Source organism: Streptomyces sp. NPDC050704, assembly GCF_040654355.1.
In the GTDB taxonomy this organism is placed as follows: domain Bacteria; phylum Actinomycetota; class Actinomycetes; order Streptomycetales; family Streptomycetaceae; genus Streptomyces.
Window position 1 is genome coordinate 1 of sequence record NZ_JBFAHW010000040.1, and the last position, 19,247, is coordinate 19,247.

Below are 19,247 nucleotides of genomic sequence, written 5' to 3' on the forward strand. Positions count from 1 at the left end.
GGTGCGGGCCGGGTGAACCATCGTCACCCGGCCCGCACCAACCGCCCGAAGTCTTTCAGTCGGCGATTCCGTCGAAGGCGATGACTTTGTCGATGTGGGCGCGGACGAGGAGGTTGCCGGGGGTGCCGTTGCGGGCGGCGTACTCCTGGGTGCGGTGCTCGCCCATGTAGCGGGCACCGAGGAGGCCACCCCAGCGCAGCATCTCGTCGGGGTTCTCGTAGGTGTCGGCGCGTCCTTGGAGGATGACGAACGCGTACGGGGGGTGGTCGTCGTCGACGCAGAGGGCGAACCGTCCGTCGCGGACGAGGTTGCGGCCCTTGACGCCGTCTTGCTCGGTGGTGAGCACGATGTCGTTGCCGTCGAGGAGGAACCAGACCGGGGTGACGTGCGGGCTGCCGTCGGCTCGGACGGTCGACAGTTTGCCGGTGCGGGTGCCGTGCGTGACGAACGCCCGCCACTGCTCGTCGGTCATCTTCCGCATGCGATGCCTTTCACTTTGGTGGACAGCCGTGCCGGTGGGGGTGTCGCACGTGTGCGCCGAGGACCGGCCCGGCCTCGGCGCACACGCGGGTCTCTCAACGGCCCCAGAAGGCGTCTTCGGCGTTCTGGTCGCCGGAGAAGAGCCACATTTCGGTGATCTTGCCGTTCTGGATGCGCAGGAGGTCGAGGCCGTCCATGGCCATGGACGTGTCGCCGCGGCGGCCGGCGAAGTGGATGGTGGCGGCGATCAGGTCGCCGTTGCCCATGAGCGAGTGGATCTTGTCGATGGAGAAGGTGCCCTGGCTGGCCTCCATCATGCTGCCGAGCATCTGGAAGACGGCGCCCTGGCCCTTGTGGTCACCGGAGAACTGGTTGGTGCCGGGCTGGTGCCAGACGATCTCCGGGTCGAGGAGGTCGCCGAGGCCGGCCATGTCTCCGGTCTGTACGGCCTGGAAGTAGGCGCGGGCGAGGTCGAGGTTCGCAGTGGTCATCGAGGTCTCCACGGGTTCGGGCGGGGTTGTCGGGCGAAGTCGAGACGGTCGGCCAGGCCGGCCTCGGCGAAGGCGGTCTCGATTTCGGTCCGGCCTTCCTGGAAGTGGGCCCAGCTGTCGTAGTGCGCGGGGACGATGCGGCGGGCGCCGAGTGTCTTCGCGGCTTCGGTGCGCGGTGGCCGCCTGGTGCGGCGGTCGGCGGCCGTGACCGCGCTTACTGGGCGGGTACCGAGAACACGCCGAAGTGGTTGCCGGCGGAGTCCTCCAGCCGGGCGAAGGTGAGGCCCGCGGAGTCGGAGACCGGCTCCATGAGGACCTTGGCCCCGAGCTCCTGGCCGCGCTTGACGGTCGCGGCCACGTCCTGCACCAGTACGTAGAAGACCGCGTAGTTGGGGAAGCCGCCCTCCGACTCCCACACGCCGCCGGACGGCTGCGGGGCGCCCGGCGCCATCACGGAGTGGTAGGTCACACCGGGCGTGTTGGTGTTGAGCGCGTACTTCCAGTCGAAGAGCTCGCCGTAGAACTCCTTGACCTTCTCGGGCTGGTCGGTGCCGAACTCGAACCAGGCGACCGAGTTGAAGGCGGGAACGGTCATGACACTCACTCCTTTTGCCCCCGGCAAAAGGGGACGATTGTGACTCGCTGAAGCAGGCTGAGTACCGGGCGGTGGCCGCCACTCGCGATGGGCCCCGAGGGGAGCGGCAGGGGCGGCAGGCCCTGAACCGGCCTGGCGTCCAGCAAACCATTTACATTCCATGGAAGCAACTTCCGAGGAGTATTGATCCGCGGGTGTGGCTTTGGCGGTCTCCAGCCGACCAGCCCTCGGGCGGCACAGGACCCCGGCGCACGGCCTCCAGGGCATCGCGCAGCCCTTCACCGAGAGGTGTCAGTGAGTACTCGACGCACGCAGGCATCCCCGGACGGCCCGCCGTCTGCGTGCGTACACGGGTCGCCGCTTCGACGGCGGCGAGGCGGCGTACCGCGCGGCGGGGCGAGGCATCCCCTTCGTCGGCCTCGGCCTCGGCGTCGTCGGGCGCCGTAAGCGCGGACGCGGGCAGGCATGACGCCCCGCACGAGCCATCCGGGGAAGTCGGCTGGGGGGGCTGGCAATCTCATTTTGCACTGTGCAATGATTGGCCGTAGGGGGCACCGACGGACGATTGGCTTCCGGCGCCCAGGAGTGACAGCGGCAAGGTGGACGGGAGGCACACCGACCCGTCGGTGCCCCCCTCTGTAGTTCTGCCACCACTCAGCCGCACGGCCGGTTCGCGGCCTCGAAGCACACGCGGGCCGGCACAGGATACGGATCACAGAACGACGACCCAGCCCTTGATCGGCGTCGTGGACCGGAACAGCCATGGACGGCGGGGTCGCCATCTGCCGGTCCGTCGCCCCATGCCTGCGAGATGTCCAGGCGGGCATGTGTGTTGACCAGGTCGGAGATTGCCTCGCTCAGCGGCACGACGGCCGCCCTTGCGCGAGGAGGAGTCGGTCACCTGCCCCAGAAGGCGTCCTCGGCCGCCTGGTCACCGGAGTACAGCCACACCTCGACGACCTTGCCGTGCTTGAAGCGAAGGACATCCACACCGTCCATGCTCATGGACCTGTCGCCGCGCTTGCCCGAGAAGTGGATGGGGGCTGCCACCTTGTCGCCGTTGGGCATGAGGCCGTTGACCTTGTTGATGGCGAAGGTGCCCTGGCTGGCCTCGGTCATCCCGCCGAGCATCTTGAAGACGGCGTCGCGCCCCTTGTGCGTCCCGGAGAACTGGTTGAAGCCCGGCTGGTGCCAGACGACGTTCTTGTCCAGGATCCTGCCCACCTTGTCGAAGTCGCCCTTCTGGATGGCCTGGAAGTACTCGCCGGCGAGCTTGACGTTGGCGGCCTGCTGCTGGGCCTTCCATCCGTCGGCGGAACGGGTGACCGGCTTGTGGGCCGTGGCCGTGGCGGTGACGGATGTGTCCGCCGTCGCGTAGCTCACGCCGGCGGTGAGGGTGCCGACGACGGTGAGGGCGAGAGTGGTGGCCGCAACGGAACGTGTGCGAACGCGGTTCTTCATCCTGATCTCCCTGGTTTCGGTGGGATCTGCATCCCGGGACTGTTTCGCCGCCCCGATGCTTTCCACTGGTAACCAGTCACCTCAACGTAACCGTTGGTGACTTGTGGTGCACGTCACAAATTGATCGACCGGATGCACGCCCGTAAATGTGATGTGCGACACGTATTGCCATTGGTTACGTTGAGGTGACTGGTTACTGACGGTGAGCATGGGTGTCATCGGAACCAACTCACCGAGGGAGAGAGCCACCATGGAGTCCAGTGCCGTACTCGGCATCGCCCGGCAGTACGCCGTCGCGGTGTCGGCCAGGGATTTCGGCGCGGTCACCCGCATGTTCACCGACGACATCGTGTGGCATCAGCCGGGCAGGAACCAGTTCTCCGGCAGCCACCGCGGTGCGGCTGCGATCGGCGAGATGTTCGGCGGCATGATGACGGTCACCGAGGGGACCTTCGAACTCAGGACGACCGGCAACCCCATGGTCAACGGTGCACTGGTCGCCACACCGGTCCACTTCTCCGCCAGGCGTAACGGCGAGGTGATGGGGATGGACGGCGTCGACCTCCTGAGGGTCGAGGGTGACCGGATCGCCGAGGTCTGGCTCTTCTCCGCGGGTCAGGGCGGTGAGGACGCCTTCTGGGGCGCCGCCTGAGGGTGGGCCGCTTCCATGGAAACGCCGTCTCTACCGGCCGGGTTACGAACCCAACTTGCAAACACAGCAGCGTCGTTCTGCCCCGATATCCGGGGCGTAAAGGAGTGGATGGTCATGAGCAGCACGAACGTCGACATCGCCCGTGAGTACTTCGAGTCGATCCAGAAGGGTGAGTTGGCCCGGGTGGGGGAGCTTCTGGCGGAGGAGGTCGTCTGGCACCAGCCGGGCGGCAACCAGTTCTCCGGTGAGCACCAGGGCCGTGATGCGGTCTTCGCGATGCTCGGCGGGATGATGGAAGCCAGCCAGGGCAGCTTCGCCATCGACGCGGTCCATGCCTTGATGGGCAACGGCGATGTGGTGGCCGCCTCCATTCACTTCGCCGGCCGGCGCGGGGACGCGTCCATGAGCATGGACGGAGTGGATGTGCTGCGCCTGGAGGACGGGAAGATCGTCGAGATGTGGCTGTTCTCCAGCGACCAGGCGGCCGAGGACGCCTTCTGGGGGAAGTAGAGAACGGCCCGGATCGTGGGGCGTTGGCGGGCGGTCGCGTCGAGGCGCGGCCGCCCGCCGGCAATTCCTCAAAGTCCGGCCTGCTGTGTTCGTCACCAGCGGCCCAGCGGCCCAGCCGCCAAGCCGGGCTCGGGTCTTCCTCCCGGACTGTCGCTCGGTGATTTCCCCCGTCGCCCGGGCGGCATCAGGCCCCGGCGGTCCTCTGCGACGGCCCCCAGAAGAGAAGTGGAAAATGCCAGAGAAACGGGAGTTCAACATCTTTACGGCGGACTGCCCGTCCCGCACGTCGCTGGATCGCATCGCCAACAAGTGGGCGGCCATGGTGGTCGTCGCGCTCGGTACCGGCAGGATGCGCTTCGGCGACCTGCGTACCGCGGTCGGTGGGATCAGCCCCAAGGTCCTCACCGACACCTTGAAGAACCTGGCACGCGACGGACTGGTGACCCGGCACGCCTACCCGGAGATACCACCCCGGGTTGAGTACGAGCTGACCGCACTGGGACACACGCTGCACACACCTCTGCGCGTACTGGGGCACTGGGCCGAGGAACACATCCGCGAGGTCCTCGACGCCCGCGAGATCTACGACAACCGCCACTGATCCCCCGCTGGACCAACAGGCCTGGGCAGAGACGTGACGTGATCCGGGATCGACAGTGCCCAGCTGGTGTGTACGTCGTCAGGTGAGGTGTTTGCCGAGGTAGCGGCCGGTGATGCTGTGCGGGTTCCGTGTGATGTCGTCGGGGGTTCCGGTGGCAACGATGGTGCCTCCGGCGGTGCCGCCTCCGGGGCCCATGTCGATGACATGGTCGGCGTTGGTGATCATGTCGAGGTCGTGCTCGATGACGATGACGGTGGCGCCGTTGTCGACCAGACGCTGGAGGACGTCCAGGAGGGTGCGGATGTCGAGGGGGTGGAGTCCGACGCTGGGTTCGTCGAGGATGAAGAGGGCGTCGGACTGGTTGCGGGTGAGCTCGGTGGCGAGCTTCAGCCGCTGCGCCTCGCCACCGGACAGGGCCGGGGTGTCCTCGCCGAGGGTGAGGTAGCCGAGGCCGAGGTCGATGAGGGACTGGAGCCGGGTGCGCACCCGCCGGATGTCTCCGACCTGCTCGATGGCCTGCCGCACGGTGAGAGCCAGCAGGTCGGGCAGGCTGATCCCGCCGTCAGGGTCGCCGGGGGTCGGACGGAGGATGTCGGCGGCTTGGGGAGCGTAGCGGGCGCCGTCGCAGGCCGGGCAGGCGATATCGACGTCGGGGAGGAACTGCACGTCCAGGGAGATCTGGCCGGTGCCTTCGCAGCGGGGACAGCGAAGGGAGCCCGTGTTGTACGAGAAGTCCGCGGCGGTCAGGCTCTGTTGCCCGGCCGTGCCGGTGGCGGCGTAGGCACGACGCAGGTCGTCGAGGATGCCGCTGTAGGTGGCGACGGTGGACCGGACGTTGACGCCGATGGGGGTGGCGTCGACCATGTTCACCCGGGTGATCCCCTGCGCGTCCACCTTCGAGACATGGCCGGGCAGCTGGCGGCCGTCGGCTTGTGCCCGGAGGGCCGGGACGAGGCTGTCGAGGATCAGCGTGGTCTTGCCCGATCCGGACACGCCGGTCACGGCGGTCAGACGCCCCTGGGGGATGTCGACGTCCAGGGCGTGCACCGTGTGCAGGGGGCGGGTGTCCAGGTGGATGCGGCCCTGGTCGAACATCGCGTCGCGGTCGGCTCGGTCGCGTACGAGGGCGGGCTCGCGGCCGACGAGGAATCCGCCGATCAGGGAGTCGGGGTCGTTGCCGAGGGCGGTGACGTCGCCGGCGGCCAGGACGGTGCCGCCTTCGGTGCCGGAGCCGGGGCCGATCTCGATGAGCCAGTCGGCTTCGCGCAGGACCTGGACGTCGTGGTCGACGAGTACGACGGAGTTGCCGTCGCGCAGCAGGTCGCGCATCACTCCGAGGAGACCGTCCACGTTCGAGGGATGCAGGCCGATGGAGGGCTCGTCCAGGACGTAGAGCACTCCAGTGGTCTGGTTGCGCACCGCGCGGGCCAGCTGGACACGCTGCCGTTCACCGGTCGACAGGGTTGAGCTGGCTCGATCCAAGGCGAGGTAGCCCAGGCCGAGTTCGACCAGGCGGCGGGCGGCGTCCAGCAGAGTGGCGACGATGTTCCGCGCCATCGGGCGCATCTCCGGTGGCAGGGTGTCGGTGAGGACAGGGGCCCACTCGATGAGGTCGTCAAGGGTCTTCGCGGCTGCCTCGGCGAGATTGATGCCGTCGACCAGGGTGGCGCGTGCCTGCTCGCTGAGCCGAGTGCCACCGCAGGCGGGGCAGGTCTGGGCGCTGATGAACTTGTTCACCCGGTTCAGACCGCGCTCGGTCGTGGCGTTGTTCAAGGCGTCCTCGACCGCCCGGCGGGCGTTGCGGTAAGTGAAGTCCAGCTCGAAGAGCTTGCCGTTCTTGGACCGCACGCTGATGTGCCGCTTCTCGGCGGGGCCGTGCATGACGATGTCCCGCTCGTGGGCGGTCAGCTCCGTGTACGGCACATCGGTGCGAACCCCGAACTCGGCGACGACCTGCGGCATCACCGTCAGCCCGAACATCGACCACGGAGCCACCGCCCCCTCGGCGATGGTGCGTTGCGGATCCGGGACGAGGGCTGCTTCGTCGACTTCCCGGACCATGCCGGTGCCGGTGCACCGCGGGCATGCGCCGTCCGAGTTGAAGGCCAGCGACTCCGCGCCCGGCGGGTAGAACGTCACCTCGCACACAGGGCAGGTCAGGTCCAGCCCCGCGGCGACGTCGATGGTCGGGTCCTGCCGGTGGCCGTTGGGGCACAGGTGTGCTCCCAGGCGGGAGAACAGCAGGCGAAGGACGTTCAGTAGCTCGGTCGACGTACCGAAGGTGCTGCGCACCCCGGGGACACCGGGCCGCTGCCGCAGCGCGAGCGCCGCGGGCACATGCTCGACACTGTCCACCGCCGCGCGTGGTGCCTGCGCCATGCGCCGGCGGGTGTACGTGGACAGCGCCTCCAGGTACCGGCGTGACCCCTCCGCGTACAGGACCCCCATCGCCAGCGAGGACTTGCCGGAACCGGACACGCCTGCCACCGCGACGAGTTGGCGCAGTGGCACCGTCACGTCGATGTCCTTGAGGTTGTGGACCTTCGCCCCGCGCACCTGGATCGCCAGGGGTGGATCCCCCGCGCCCTCGGCCCCGGCCGAGGGCGGCCCGGATACTGCGTCGCCCGTGCTGTTGTGCGTCATCGGGTCTCCCTACCAACGGCATCTTCGGGTTCACCAACGACCCGGCACCCACAGAATAAATCCTCAGAAGTTGCTTCCGTGTAATGTATATGATGCTTTTGGTGTGACACAAGGAATGGCTGACGGCTCCGGGGAGCAGGCGGCGGGGGGAGGGGCGGAGGGCAGGTCAGGACGGGATGATCCGCCATTGCTGCCGCGTCTGTGACGCGTACGGCTGCTGCTCGACGTTGGCCCCGTCGGCGGTGCTGCCCTCGTCGACGCCGAGGGAAAGCCCGCTGTAGCGGTTGATGAGGAAGTAGTTTCCGTCACCGGTGGGCGTGACGGCCCAGTGCTGCTGGGGGGCGTCGGCGTCTCCCCAGATGCCGACGTTGCCGCCGTCCGCGCGCGAGAGAGCCGCGACCTCCAGAAGCTTGCGGCTGCCCACACCCTTGATCTTGTAGTAGCCGTCGCCGGTGCTCGTGAAGGTCCACTTCTGGTTCGCCTGGTTGAGCCATGGCCACTGATCGACGTTGGTGCCGTTGGCGGTGTGCGCGCCCTCCACGTCGGCGACCTTGCCGCTGTGCTGGGCGACCAGCCGGTAGACGGTGCCGTCACCGGGGAGTGTGGTGGACACCAGTGCGGGCTTGGCCTTCCGGCCGCCGATCCTGACGCCGCTGATGTTGGCGTAACCGCCGGTGGCCGCATTGACCTGGATCCGAACGAAGCCCACGTTCCTGGCCGGCCACTCGGCCAGCTTGAGCCTGCGGTCACCGGCCCAGGTGCCCGCGGTTACCTGGGTGAAGGTGACACCGTCGGTGCTGGTGTGGATGGTGTACGAGGTGATGTCGCCGTCGGTGGAGTTGCTGCGGTTCCACTGCTTGGGCAGGTACTCCAGGGTGGAGACGTTGCTCCACACCCCGCCCAGGTCGATGGTGATCGACTGCGGCAGCGGCAGGCTCCAGGTCGACCAGCAGGTTTCGTAACGGACGTCGCTGAGTCCGTCGATGGTGTTGAGGGGTCCCTCGCCGGTGTGGAAGGCGGTCGCGTACGCGTTGACCGGGGTGACCGGGTACTCGGCGCGCAGTGGCTGGGTGGGCAGCGGTGGCCGGGAGGTGTTCGGGCTCCAGGCGGCACCCACCTCGGCGAGCCGGTTGACGATGTTGGTGTCCAGCAGGCCGTTGCGGTTGGGCGGGCAGTTGAGGATGAACGAGGTGTACTTCGGCTCCAGGTCGGCCAGGTGTGACAGGACCGCGGCTTTGCTCATGAGGCTCTCGGTCGGGGTGGAGGGGTGCCAGAACCAGCCGTCGCTGATGGTCTGCCCCTGCATTCCGGCGTAGGTGTTGCCCGCCGGCGCCGAGACCCCCAACGGCTCCTCGAAGAAGATCGCGTCGCTGAGGAAGGGCTCCGACAGTCCGCCGATGTCGATCATGACGCAGTCCGGCTGCAGCTGTTTCACCAGCGAACGAATCCTCTGGTAGGAGACGGCCTGCTGCCCCATCTGCCATGTGTAACCGTCGGTCATGAAGATGTCGATGGTGCCGTAGTTGGTGAGCAACTCGGTGATCTGGCCGAGGATGAAGGTCATGTCGCCGGGCTGGATGGCATCGGTGGTTTCGAGCCCGGTCACCTTGTGCCGGCTCTCCCATGCCTCGACGCCGAAGGTGCGGTCCCAGATCGAGTAGTAGAACCCGACCTTCAGCCCCTTCGCCCGGAACGCATCGCAGTACGCCCGCACCACGTCCTGCTTGTAGGAGCTGTTCGCGACGTTCTGGGTGCCGTAGGCGCTCGGCCACAGGGCGAAGCCGTCATGGTGCTTGGTGGTCAGGATGCCGTAACTCATCTTCGCGGCGGCCGCCGCGTCGGCCCACTGCGCGCAGTTGACGCTCGGGGGAGCGAAGAGGGTGGGGCTCTGGTTGGGTTCGGCCCACTCCTGGTTGGTGAACGTGCCCAGGCTGAAGTGGTTGAACATGCCGAACCGCATGTCGACCATCTTGCTCAGGTTGGTCTGTGTGTCCGCGGCGGCTGCCTGCGACAGAAGGCCGGAGAAGCCGGGGACGATCGGCAGGGCGGTCGCGGCGGTCGCCGCACCCGCGGCACCGAGAAACATACGGCGATTCATTCCTGATGAGGACATGGCTCACTCCTGTGGATCGATGGCATGGATCGCGGTGACGCCGTCCCAGGTGGCAGTCGGCGCCGGCCTGGGTGCAGGGGCACCCGGGATGCGTCGGTCACGGTGACGAAGTGACCTTGGCGCGCAATCCGGTGACGAGCAGTGGGAACACACTCAGGAAGGCGGTCGGCGCGAGCCCTGCGGCGCGCCGGCTCTGACAACGTGCGCTCCTAACTCTTCGCGGGACAACACATGGTGCTGCGGCTCGACAACCGGGCTGAACGGAGTGACTGGTCACCCTCGGGCGGCGAGCAGGAGAGAAGCCACCGCACGGCGTGTGTTTCGCCGGAGTAACATCGGATCTATTAAGGGGCTTCAGTGCAGGGTCTGTCTAGAGGATCGACAGAAACCTCGTGATCGCAGCAGATGAGGCACCAAGTCTCAGGGGCAAGTGGCCGAGGTGCGGCATGTCAAAGGTCCGATAGGTCGGGTGAATGGGGTGGCTCGGGCCCTTGTGAGTGCACTTCCAGACGGGTCGGGGGCGAGCAACACCGGAACCGCCGTGGGGCCTGCTCCTGGGTGACGGACTCGCGGTGCGCCGGGTCCCGGTCGGGGTGCCGCAAGTCCCCTTCATCCAGCGCTTGTTGCCGTCCACGTTAGCGGGAAAGGTAGCCGGGGCGAGTCAGGTCCGGTGGTCAAGGTGGCCACCGCGATGTCGCTGAGCTGCCGCTCTTCTGTACGCAGGTGACCCCGATCGCTGACGGCATACAATTAACAACCTATGGAACATAATTCTTCGGAAGATGAATGATGGCTGACGCTGATCTGAAGCTGTTGTACCGGGAGCTGGTCTCGCTGGAGATCGAGCTGTGGAACGGCATCGAGGGGCGGTTGCGGGCCGAGTACGACCTGCCTCTCACGTCGTTCGAGGTGCTGCACCTGCTGTTGCGTCGGCCCGGGCGGCGGATCCAGGACATCGCGGAGGAGTTCTCGATCACGGTGGGTGGCACGAGCAAGGTGGTCGACCGCCTGGAGGTGGCGGGCCTGTGTCAGCGGCGGGCCAATCCGAACGACCGCCGTTCCTCGATCGTCGAGTTGACGCCCGAGGGACGGAAGCTGGTGAAGGGGGCGCTGAAGGTCTTCGAGGAGGAGCTGGAACTGCGTATCGGGTCGGTGATTCCCGAGCAGTCCGTACGGGAGGTGACCGCGGTTCTCGGCATGCTGCGGGCGGCTGGACGTGGCCTGGATGCGGAGCGGAAGGGTGCTGGGCAGTCGCCGGTGCCGGCGATGCGGGCGTCGAAGCAGGCCGGCCGGTCGGCCTCGTGAGCCACGACGACTGAACCCCGGTGCTCCACCGTCGCCGTCCCTGCCGGTGACAGCCTCGCCATGTCCCCGTACGAACTTGACGCGACAGTGCCCGCCGATCCCGACTGGTGGTACGGAACATGACTCCCCCTCCCTCAGGAGTCGGGCGGGTCGCCTATCGGGTTCCGGCACGTTGGTGTGTCCTGCATCACCGATTCGGAGTTGAGTGGCAGGCCCGGGTGTTGTGCGTACCCACCTGTGACGAGCGGAGCTCGGATGCAAGGATGAGGCCGACATGACTGCTGGGTGGTGTGCGCGCACGATACGGGCCGTGGTGTTCGCGGCCGTCTGCGTGCTGCTCGCCGCCCTCGGCCACGTCCTGATGTCGGGCTCCACCGTGCCCTGGTGGACGATGGCCGCCGGGTTCGTCGCCACGAGCGGCGTCGGCTGGTGTCTGGCGGGCCGTGAACGCGGGCTCACGCTGGTGGTGTCCGCTGTAGCCCTCGCCCAGGGCGCGCTCCACTGGACCTTCTCGTCGGCCCAGTCGGCACAGTCGGCGGCGTCGGGGGCCGGCACGGATTCCGCGGTGCACCACATGCGTGGTGAAGCGAGCGGCATGCCCATGGGCTCCACCTCCGTGGACGCGATCGACATGGGCGCCATGGACATGGGCCACGCGGCGCCTGCGGGGCACCTCGGCCACATGGCTCACGACATGAGCGGCACGTCGTCACTCGGCATGCTCGCCGCCCACGCCCTGGCCGCACTGCTGAGCGGCCTGTGGCTGGCCCACGGCGAGCGGGCCGCGTTCCGTGTCCTGCGGGCGGTCGAGGGATGGCTGGCCGCTCCGTTGCGGCTGCCGGTCGCCCTGCCCGCCACGCCGCCCCACCCGCCGCGCCCGCGGCCGACGCGCGAGCGTTCGGCACGCGTACCAAGACTGACACTCGCTCACACGATCATTTCTCGGGGGCCTCCGGCCGGAACCGCTGTCGCCTGAGACAGCCGGTTCCCCGAGGCCGTCCCCACTGTCCCACTGTCCCCACGAGCGCCGCGTCGTCGACGCCAGGGGCGGGAGGGCAGGGCTTTCGGGCAGGGGTCGTTCACGTCGTACGGCCCCATCCCACTTCCCTCCCGTTCCGGGACGTTTCCGCAGCGGCGCACCGCGCATCCCTGCGCGCCAGGCGCGTCGCGCCCGAGTGCGCGGTCGCGCATGCCGCCCTGCCGGGTCCCGGACAATCCGAGAAGGACATACAGGTGATCACTCCTGTCCTGACCGCCTCACGCGAAACGCGTGAGGCGGGGTACGAGGCGACGGACGAGTCCGGCGCGGCAGCGCGCGACGAGTCGGCCACCGCCTGGGCGCTGGCCGCCCGCGGCGGCGACCCTGCCGCCGTCGACCGGTTCGTACGGGCCCTGCATCCCGACGTCGTCCGCTACATCACCCACCTCTCCTCCGATCGCCAGCTCGCCGACGACCTGGCGCAGGACACGTTTCTGCGGGCGCTCGGCAGCCTGCACCGGTTCGAAGGGCGCTCGTCGGCGCGCACGTGGCTGCTGTCCATCGCGCGTCGTACGGTCGTCGACAGCTGGCGGTACGCCGCCGCGCGGCCGCGGTTGGCCGATGCGGACGACTGGACGGTACGGGCCGAGCGGGCCCAGCCGAGAGGGCTGCCCGGCTTCGAGGAAGGTGTGGCGTTGCTCGGTCTGCTGGACGCCCTGCCCTCCGAGCGCCGCCAGGCGTTCGTCCTCACCCAGTTGGCGGGACTGCCCTACGAGGAGGCCGCCGAGTTGAGCGGCTGCCCCGTCGGGACGATCCGCTCGCGGGTGGCACGGGCCCGGGTGGCCCTCGTCGAACTCCTCGCGGAGGCCGAGGAACCGCCTGCGCCGGCCGCGGCGGCGGCCTGAGGAATGGAGTGCCGGTGTCTCCATGTCCGCGGAGACACCGGCACCCCTCCCTCTCTCCAGCCGACCCTGGCTCCCGGGCTCACCGCACGCTCTCGGTCACGGTCGCCCGGACGGCGACCCTCCCGCTCTGACGGAACCACAGGCTGTACGGCAGCGTCTGGCCGGTCGTCAGCTCGGGCGGATCCAGGATCACCACTCCGAGGCCGCCCGGCGCCATGCGTACCGTGCCGCCCGCCGGGACGTCGACAGCCCATACCGGGTCCGTACGCCCCGTACGCCCTGTCCCGGTCCTGCGCACCGTACGGCGGAGTTGGCTGACGCCCAGTTCCGTCGAGTCGGCGTACAGCAGTGTGTCCTTCGACGGGCCGGCGTTGCGGACCTCGAAGTAGGCGGTGGTGGAGCCGGAGCCCGCGGGTGCCGCGATGATGCGCGCGTCGACGACCGTGATCCTGGGCGGCGCTTCGCCTGCCGCGCCGGTCGAGGTGTAGGCCACCAGCAGGGCCAGCGCACCACAGGAAGCACCCAATGGTGCCGCGACGGCCCGAAGGACGTTTCCCAAGGGCGTGTTCCGCTGCCTGCGCATCACACGCATCAGACTTCTCGGCTCCATGCGTCAGTGGTCGTGGCGCGGTCCCGTCTGGTTCCCGGCTCCTGCCGAGCCGACCGGTTCCGACCGGTTCCGGCCGGTGGCGGTGGTGGCCCGCGCCCGCGCCCGCTTCCGCAGGCGCGGCTGAACAAAACGCTGCGCGAACACGGGAACTCCGCACCACCAGCGACCGACTACTGGTTCGACAGCGCGGTTCGGCACCCGCTGACCAGCATGTGCGGTCGTCGGCGGGCCGAGGCGCGGTACTTCGGGAGAAGGTGGTTCGACACACGTGAAGCGAAGACGTCTGTTTCCTCGATCAGAGCCGAGTTCGGCGAGTCCGTCGCCCTGATGGCTGAGATTCGGCGGTTCATGGGGGAGGACTGACACGGTGAAAGCAGTTCGGCGACGGCGCCCACGAGGACCTGATCGTGGTCGCGGCCGGCGGCTCCCGGCAGCGCTCCCGACCGGGCGAACCCAGCCGCCAGGACCGGCACTTCGCCATGCGGGGCAAGGAGGTCCACCGCCACGCGGTGACGCGCATGGCCGAGTCCGCGCGCGCCACGCTGTCCCGGGCCGGCTGGAAGATCGACGACGTCGACCACTTCGTACCCCACCAGGCCAACCTACGAATCCTGCACTCGGTGGCCGACGACCTCGGTCTGCCACGGGAGCGCTGCGCGACCCATGTCGAGTCCGTCGGCAACACCGGCGCCGCGTCCATCCCGCTCGCCCTCGCCGACGCGGCCGCCGGTCAAGTGGTCCGCCCCGGCGACCGGCTGCTGCTCACGGCCTTCGGAGGCGGCCTCACCTGGGGATCCTGCCTGCTGACCTGGCCCGCGCTGCCCACGCTGGGCCACCTGTACGACCTCTGTGACCAAGGAGAACGGACGACGTCATGAGCACCACGTACGAGCAGTTGGTCGGCATTCTCGCAAGGCTGCACGACACTCCGGCGGACCGGATCCGCCCCGAGGCGACCCTCGGCGAACTGGACGTCGACTCGCTGACGACCGTCGAGATCAGCATCCGCATCGAGCGTGACCTCGGTGTGAAGGTCGGCGACGACGAACTCCAGCCCGATCTCACGCTCGGCGACATCGCCGGGCTCGTCGACGCCCGACAGACGGTCCTGTGACTCCTCCTCGACTCCCCCTCTCCTCGGAAGGCAGCACATGCAGATCGAAGAACAGCCCGGCAGCGCGATCGGCGCGACGGTCGAGGGATTCGACCATGCCACCGCCTCGGACGCCGACATCGACGCCGTCAAAAGCACTGTCTACACAAAGAAGATCGCCGTCCTGAAGGGGCAGGACCTCTCGCCCCAGGAGTTCCTCGCACTCGGCAAACGGCTGGGCCGGCCGGAGGCCTACTACGAGCCGATGTACCAGCACCCGGAGGTCGCCGAGATATTCGTCTCCTCCAACGTCCCGGAGAACGGAAAGCAGATAGGCGTCCCGAAGACCGGAAAATTCTGGCAGGCCGACTACCAGTTCATGCCGGAGCCGTTCGGCATCACCCTGATCTACCCCCAGGTTATTCCGGAGAGGAACCGCGGTACGTACTTCATCGACATGGGCCGGGCGTACAACAGACTGCCCGACGATCTCAAGAAGGAAATCGGTGGGACGTACTGCCGGCACTCCGTCCGAAAGTACTTCAAGATCCGGCCCCACGACGTCTACCGCCCCATCTCCGAGATCATCGAGGAGGTCGAGCGGAAGACACCCGCTGTCGTCCAGCCGACCACGTTCACCCACCCCATGACCGGCGAGACGGTCCTCTACATCAGCGAGGGCTTCACCGTCGGCATCGAGGACCAGGACGGCAACCCGCTCGACGAGGAGCTGCTCAAGTGGCTCTTCGACGCCACCGGTCAGCTCGACGAGTCCTTCGAGCACGACAACATCCACCTGCAGAGATTCGAGCAGGGCGACCTGCTGGTCTGGGACAACCGCAGCCTCATCCACCGCGCCCGGCACACGACCACGCCGGAGCCGACCGTCTCCTACCGCATCACCGTGCACGACGAACGCGGGCTCCACGACGGGATCACGCCGGCATGACGGACGAAGCCCTGCTGGCGCAAGTGCTGACGCCGTACAAGGACCACTGCAGGTACCTGAGTTCGGCCGTCGTGACGGAAACCGACGGACGCGCTTTCGCCCGCTGCGAGTTCGAGATCTCCGAGTCGTGCTACATCGACGACACCGGACATCTGAATTCCGTCGAGGTGAACATCTGCTACAACCAGATGATGTATTACCTCGTCGCCAAGTCCGTGAAGGAAGGACTGGGGACGGGATTCGAATCCTGGACGTTGGACGACTTCTGGAAGCACCAGCTCCCGGACATTCTCATCGCCCGCTTCTCCTCGAATTTCCGACGCCCGGTCAATCCCCGTGTGTTCTCCGGGGAGATGGAGTTCCGGTCCGTGATCCGGCGAGCCCCGGCCGGCGGGAGCCCGTTCCTGCACGCCGATACGGCCTTCCGCTACTGGGACGCCGACGCGGGCCGCTGCGACGGCGAGGCGACCCTGGCGTTCGTCAACGTCCCCTGACACGAGACGGGAGACCCACGACCATGGACCGGCTCCACCACCCGCAGCTCCAGACCCTCGTCCAGACCACGAGTCTCCACGCACAGCACCAGCCCACCACCCCCGCGGTCCTCTGCGAGGGCCGCACACTGACGTACGAGCAACTGCACCGCGAGAGCAACCGCACAGCCCACGCCCTTCAGGCCGCCGGACTCGCGCCGGGCGACCGGGTCGCGTATCTCGGCAAGGAGTCCGAGCATCTACGGCCTCACCGAGACCGGCAACACCGCGGTGTGCCTGCCCCCTGCCGCACACGTCCCCGGCGATTCCCTGATGCAGGCGGCGGGCCGCCCCTATCCGGGCGTACGCAGCAAGGTGATCGACGGTGAGGCGCGTGAACTGCCGCCGGGCGCGCTCGGGGAGGTCTGCCTGGCACAGACTGCGGTGCGCACCGAGGGCATCGCCGAGCAGTTCCGTCGGCAACCGAGGGTGCGTGCCGAGGTCGACGAGTGCTACCGGGGCCTGGCCAACGAGTTCCCCAACCAGGTCAGCGCCCCGCCTGAGAAGCCGAAGGGCGACGCACCACTGGGCGAGCACTACGCCTGGCGCGAGCAGCGCCGGCTGCCAAGTCCTCCATCCGGATCTGTGTGGAGCACACCAACGCCGAGTACAAGCAGTGGCGACCACTTCAGCGATTCACCGGCCGCCGCGAGTCCTCTACCGAGACCCACCTCGCGATCGCCGGGCTGGTCTCCGACCGCTCCGCCCGGCGGGCGACCCGGCGAAAGCCGAGCACCGAACTGGTGCCGGTCAAGCAGACTGCCTGCTGATCAACCACCAGCCGGACCGCCAGGCGAGCCGGCCTCAATATCATTTTCCCCCGAGGCCGTTACCCCAGGTCGGCGATCACTCAAGGTCATGCGCTTTCGGTGGGACCGTTGCCCGTGAGGTTTTCCGGGGGAGGTGTTCTTGTCCCCAGTACGCGAGTGCGGCGAGGGGGATGAGTGCGGCCCGGCCGTTTGTGGTGAGGGTGTAGCGGACGGTGGGCTGGTCCGGGTACTCGGTGGTGGTGATCAGGCCTGCTCCGGTGAGTTCCTGTAGGCGGTCTGCGAGGGCGTGTTCGCTGATGGCGGGCAGGGTGTGTTGCAGGTCCGGGAGTTCGGTGGCTCCTTTGGCCAGGGCGGACAGCAGCGGGCCGGTGCCTGCCGCGCCGAGGGTGGCGCAGGCGTGGGAGAGGGCGTCGATCACGGTGTGCTCGGCTGCCCGGAGCGCGTCATCCGTCATGGTGTGCACACCTTCCTTGCGGGATGCGGCTGGTCGGTGGGTGGTTCGCTTCCAGGGGTGCGCGCGGTGCGCAGGCCGGCAGGTCCCGTCGGGGCCTGGGAGGGGATGGCCTGTGCACCGCGCGCGGTCTGCGGGTGGTGTTTGTTCAGCCCATGTGGACGGCCGGGGCGCCGTCTTCCGCGTGCTGCCGTCCGGCGTTGATGGCCCAGACGGTGATGGCGAGGCCCGCGAGGAACATGGTTCCGGCGGCGACGAAGGCCATGGTGTAGCCGTGGGTCAGGGCCTCGCCGGCCTTGGCCACCAGGCCGAAGTCCTTGGCGGCGAGCCCTCGGTAGAGGGTGGTGGCCGCGTCCGGGAGCTTGTCGTCGGCGGCCGACGTGGAGATTGTCGAGAGGATGGCGAGGCCGAGGGCGCCGCCGATCTGCTGGGCGGTGTTGAGCAGGGCGGAGGCGATGCCGGTGTCGTGGTGGGCGACGCCGCTGACCGCGCCGAGGGTCATCGGTACGAAGCTCATGCCCAGGCCGAGCGCGGTGACGAACATCGCGGGCATCAGGTGTGAGGTGAACGAGGAGTCCGGTTCCAGGGTGGCGAACCAGAACATGCCGACGGCTGCGACCAGCAGTCCGGGGCCGGCGATCATGCGGGGCGCGACGTGGGTGACCAGCTTGGCGCTGATGCCCGCGGCGGCGGCCATGCCGAAGCTGAACGGAAGGTAGGCGAAGCCGGTCTTCACCGGGCTGTAGCCGAGGATGAGCTGCATGTACAGGGTCAGGAAGTAGAAGGTGGCGAACATGCCCGCGCCGATGAACAGCATCGTGGCGTAACTACCCGAGCGGTTACGGTCCTTCAGAAGGCGCAGCGGCATCATCGGGTCCGAGACGCGGGCCTGCAGCAGGAGGAAGGCGGCGAGCAGCGCGGCGGCCCCGGTGAAGGAGACCAGGGTCAGGGTGTTGGTCCAGCCGTGTTCGCCGCCGCGGGTGATGCCGTAGACCAGGGCGAGCAGTCCGCCGGTGCCGGTGATGGCGCCCGGAATGTCCAGGCGGCCGGGGTGGCGTTCCGCCTCGACGAGGGTCCTGGTGCCGGCGAGCACCACCAGGCCGATGGGGATGTTGACGAAGAACACGAAGCGCCAGTCCAGCAGGTCGGTGAGGACGCCGCCAAGGAGCAGGCCGACGGTGGCGCCGACGCCGCCCATGGCCGCGTACACCCCCATCGCGGTGTTACGCCGCTTGCCTTGCGGGAACGTCGTGGTGATCAGTGCCAAGGCGCTGGGGGCGGCGAGTGCGGCACCGACGCCCTGCAGGATTCGGGCGCCGATGAGCAGACTCTCGTTGGGGGCGAGTCCGCCCAGCAGGGAGGCCAGGGTGAACACGGTGATGCCGGCCTGGAACATGCGCCGGCGTCCGAACAGGTCACCGGCCCGTCCGCCGAGGAGCAGCAGGCCGCCGAAGGCCAGGGCGTAGGAGTTGACGATCCAGGCGAGGTTCGCGTCGGTGACGTTCAGGTCGGTCTGGATGGCGGGCAGCGCGATGTTGGTGATGGTGGCGTCCAGTACCACCATCAACTGCGCTGCGGCGATGACGAGCAGGGCCAGCCCGAGGTGCCGGCTTCGGCCTGGCTGTGCGGGGGGTGTACCGGCCGGGGCCACGGCGGCCGTGGCCGCGCTTTCGGTGGGCATGAAAAAGACTCCAGAAGAGACATGTCGGTGGAGCAGCACGGCCGGAAAACGGCCGGGGCCACACTGGAAAAGGGGACACTCGATAAGGCGGTGAACTTCGCGCTTTCGCTGCAGAAGAGGAATGGTCCCGTGCGTTCAGGCAGGGGGGCAGATGGCGCCTTTGGAACACAAAAAAACCTAGCACCGGCCGACGGCCCGGATCGGACCGTAAATAGTGTGGCAAAGGTCACCCTTGACAAGGAGGCCTTTTCTCCGGGCTCTGAATATCGTCCAGGAACCCCGAATCCGGCTGGCGGGCAACTTGACAGATAGGCCTTTTCTCTGAGCACTGATTCCTGCCCAGTAACGTCTCGGGACGGCTTTCTCTTTCTGTGCCCACACGGTCGACTTCCCTGTCAAGGGCGATGTTCCCCACACGAGGATAA

Annotated in this window: 20 protein-coding genes and 3 pseudogenes; 14 read left to right on the forward strand and 9 right to left on the reverse strand. The window is 68.0% G+C overall.

The window, feature by feature from the left end; translation table 11 throughout:
• Positions 1-55 precede the first annotated feature (55 nt).
• From AB0I18_RS23720 to AB0I18_RS23735, 4 genes are all read right to left on the reverse strand, one after another.
• Entirely contained in the window at positions 56-481 is a 426-nt protein-coding gene (locus AB0I18_RS23720) for a PPOX class F420-dependent oxidoreductase (protein ID WP_363107555.1), read from the reverse strand.
• A gap of 94 nt (positions 482-575) precedes the next feature.
• The gene (locus tag AB0I18_RS23725; RefSeq protein WP_363107556.1) at positions 576-971 is read right to left on the reverse strand and encodes a nuclear transport factor 2 family protein; all 396 of its coding nucleotides are present in this window, start codon (positions 969-971) and stop codon (positions 576-578) included.
• Positions 972-1,185: 214 nt separating this feature from the next.
• Positions 1,186-1,566: a VOC family protein gene (locus tag AB0I18_RS23730; RefSeq protein WP_363107557.1), complete on the reverse strand. Its 381-nt coding sequence runs from the start codon at positions 1,564-1,566 to the stop codon at positions 1,186-1,188.
• 897 nt (positions 1,567-2,463) lie between these two features.
• Positions 2,464-3,027 (reverse strand): nuclear transport factor 2 family protein, encoded by a 564-nt coding sequence (locus AB0I18_RS23735; protein WP_363107558.1) that lies wholly within the window; start codon positions 3,025-3,027, stop codon positions 2,464-2,466.
• A 250-nt stretch (positions 3,028-3,277) separates the two neighbouring features.
• Here AB0I18_RS23735 and AB0I18_RS23740 point away from each other — a divergent pair, with 250 nt between their 5' ends.
• From AB0I18_RS23740 to AB0I18_RS23750, 3 genes are all read left to right on the forward strand, one after another.
• The gene (locus AB0I18_RS23740; protein ID WP_363107559.1) at positions 3,278-3,679 is read left to right on the forward strand and encodes a nuclear transport factor 2 family protein; all 402 of its coding nucleotides are present in this window, start codon (positions 3,278-3,280) and stop codon (positions 3,677-3,679) included.
• A 114-nt stretch (positions 3,680-3,793) separates the two neighbouring features.
• Entirely contained in the window at positions 3,794-4,189 is a 396-nt protein-coding gene (locus tag AB0I18_RS23745; protein WP_363107560.1) for a nuclear transport factor 2 family protein, read from the forward strand.
• A 232-nt stretch (positions 4,190-4,421) separates the two neighbouring features.
• Complete coding sequence (locus AB0I18_RS23750) at positions 4,422-4,790, forward strand: helix-turn-helix domain-containing protein (protein ID WP_363107561.1); 369 nt, start codon at positions 4,422-4,424, stop codon at positions 4,788-4,790.
• Positions 4,791-4,868: 78 nt separating this feature from the next.
• On the opposite strand, the gene AB0I18_RS23755 is transcribed toward AB0I18_RS23750, so the two are convergent.
• Entirely contained in the window at positions 4,869-7,433 is a 2,565-nt protein-coding gene (locus tag AB0I18_RS23755) for an excinuclease ABC subunit UvrA (protein ID WP_363107562.1), read from the reverse strand.
• Between the two features lie 166 nt (positions 7,434-7,599).
• Entirely contained in the window at positions 7,600-9,519 is a 1,920-nt protein-coding gene (locus AB0I18_RS23760; RefSeq protein ID WP_363107563.1) for an alpha-L-fucosidase, read from the reverse strand.
• Positions 9,520-10,332: 813 nt separating this feature from the next.
• Between AB0I18_RS23760 and AB0I18_RS23765 the strand changes: the two genes are divergently transcribed.
• From AB0I18_RS23765 to AB0I18_RS23775, 3 genes are all read left to right on the forward strand, one after another.
• Complete coding sequence (locus AB0I18_RS23765; RefSeq protein WP_363107564.1) at positions 10,333-10,851, forward strand: MarR family transcriptional regulator; 519 nt, start codon at positions 10,333-10,335, stop codon at positions 10,849-10,851.
• 274 nt (positions 10,852-11,125) lie between these two features.
• The gene (locus tag AB0I18_RS23770; protein ID WP_363107565.1) at positions 11,126-11,827 is read left to right on the forward strand and encodes a hypothetical protein; all 702 of its coding nucleotides are present in this window, start codon (positions 11,126-11,128) and stop codon (positions 11,825-11,827) included.
• Positions 11,828-12,084: 257 nt separating this feature from the next.
• Positions 12,085-12,735 (forward strand): sigma-70 family RNA polymerase sigma factor, encoded by a 651-nt coding sequence (locus AB0I18_RS23775; RefSeq protein ID WP_363107566.1) that lies wholly within the window; start codon positions 12,085-12,087, stop codon positions 12,733-12,735.
• Positions 12,736-12,814: 79 nt separating this feature from the next.
• On the opposite strand, the gene AB0I18_RS23780 is transcribed toward AB0I18_RS23775, so the two are convergent.
• Entirely contained in the window at positions 12,815-13,294 is a 480-nt protein-coding gene (locus AB0I18_RS23780) for a copper chaperone PCu(A)C (RefSeq protein ID WP_363107567.1), read from the reverse strand.
• 49 nt (positions 13,295-13,343) lie between these two features.
• Between AB0I18_RS23780 and AB0I18_RS23785 the strand changes: the two genes are divergently transcribed.
• From AB0I18_RS23785 to AB0I18_RS23820, 8 genes and pseudogenes are all read left to right on the forward strand, one after another.
• Positions 13,344-13,469, forward strand: coding sequence for a hypothetical protein (locus tag AB0I18_RS23785; RefSeq protein WP_363107568.1), 126 nt, complete (start codon positions 13,344-13,346; stop codon positions 13,467-13,469).
• A 259-nt stretch (positions 13,470-13,728) separates the two neighbouring features.
• Positions 13,729-14,223, forward strand: a pseudogene (locus AB0I18_RS23790) (3-oxoacyl-[acyl-carrier-protein] synthase III C-terminal domain-containing protein); the annotation flags it as partial.
• Positions 14,220-14,459 carry an acyl carrier protein gene (locus AB0I18_RS23795; RefSeq protein ID WP_363107569.1) on the forward strand — a complete coding sequence of 80 codons (240 nt, stop codon included), beginning with the start codon at positions 14,220-14,222 and terminating at the stop codon, positions 14,457-14,459. The pseudogene AB0I18_RS23790 and the gene AB0I18_RS23795, both read left to right, overlap by 4 nt.
• A gap of 37 nt (positions 14,460-14,496) precedes the next feature.
• A complete protein-coding gene (locus tag AB0I18_RS23800) occupies positions 14,497-15,387 on the forward strand; it encodes a TauD/TfdA family dioxygenase (RefSeq protein ID WP_363107570.1) in 891 nt (296 codons plus the stop codon).
• Positions 15,384-15,881, forward strand: a complete 498-nt coding sequence (locus AB0I18_RS23805) for an FcoT family thioesterase (protein ID WP_363107571.1) — start codon at positions 15,384-15,386, stop codon at positions 15,879-15,881. The genes AB0I18_RS23800 and AB0I18_RS23805 overlap by 4 nt, the downstream gene beginning before the upstream one ends.
• A 23-nt stretch (positions 15,882-15,904) precedes the next feature.
• Positions 15,905-16,054: pseudogene (locus AB0I18_RS23810) on the forward strand (hypothetical protein); the annotation flags it as partial.
• 97 nt (positions 16,055-16,151) lie between these two features.
• A pseudogene (locus AB0I18_RS23815) lies at positions 16,152-16,244 on the forward strand (hypothetical protein); the annotation flags it as partial.
• Between the two features lie 263 nt (positions 16,245-16,507).
• A complete protein-coding gene (locus tag AB0I18_RS23820; RefSeq protein ID WP_363107625.1) occupies positions 16,508-16,690 on the forward strand; it encodes a hypothetical protein in 183 nt (60 codons plus the stop codon).
• 76 nt (positions 16,691-16,766) lie between these two features.
• Here AB0I18_RS23820 and AB0I18_RS23825 read toward each other — a convergent pair whose 3' ends face one another.
• On the reverse strand, positions 16,767-17,144 hold the full coding sequence (locus AB0I18_RS23825) for a winged helix-turn-helix transcriptional regulator (RefSeq protein ID WP_363107572.1): 378 nt from the start codon (positions 17,142-17,144) through the stop codon (positions 16,767-16,769).
• A gap of 145 nt (positions 17,145-17,289) precedes the next feature.
• Positions 17,290-18,822 carry an MFS transporter gene (locus AB0I18_RS23830; protein ID WP_363107573.1) on the reverse strand — a complete coding sequence of 511 codons (1,533 nt, stop codon included), beginning with the start codon at positions 18,820-18,822 and terminating at the stop codon, positions 17,290-17,292.
• Positions 18,823-19,247 lie beyond the last annotated feature (425 nt).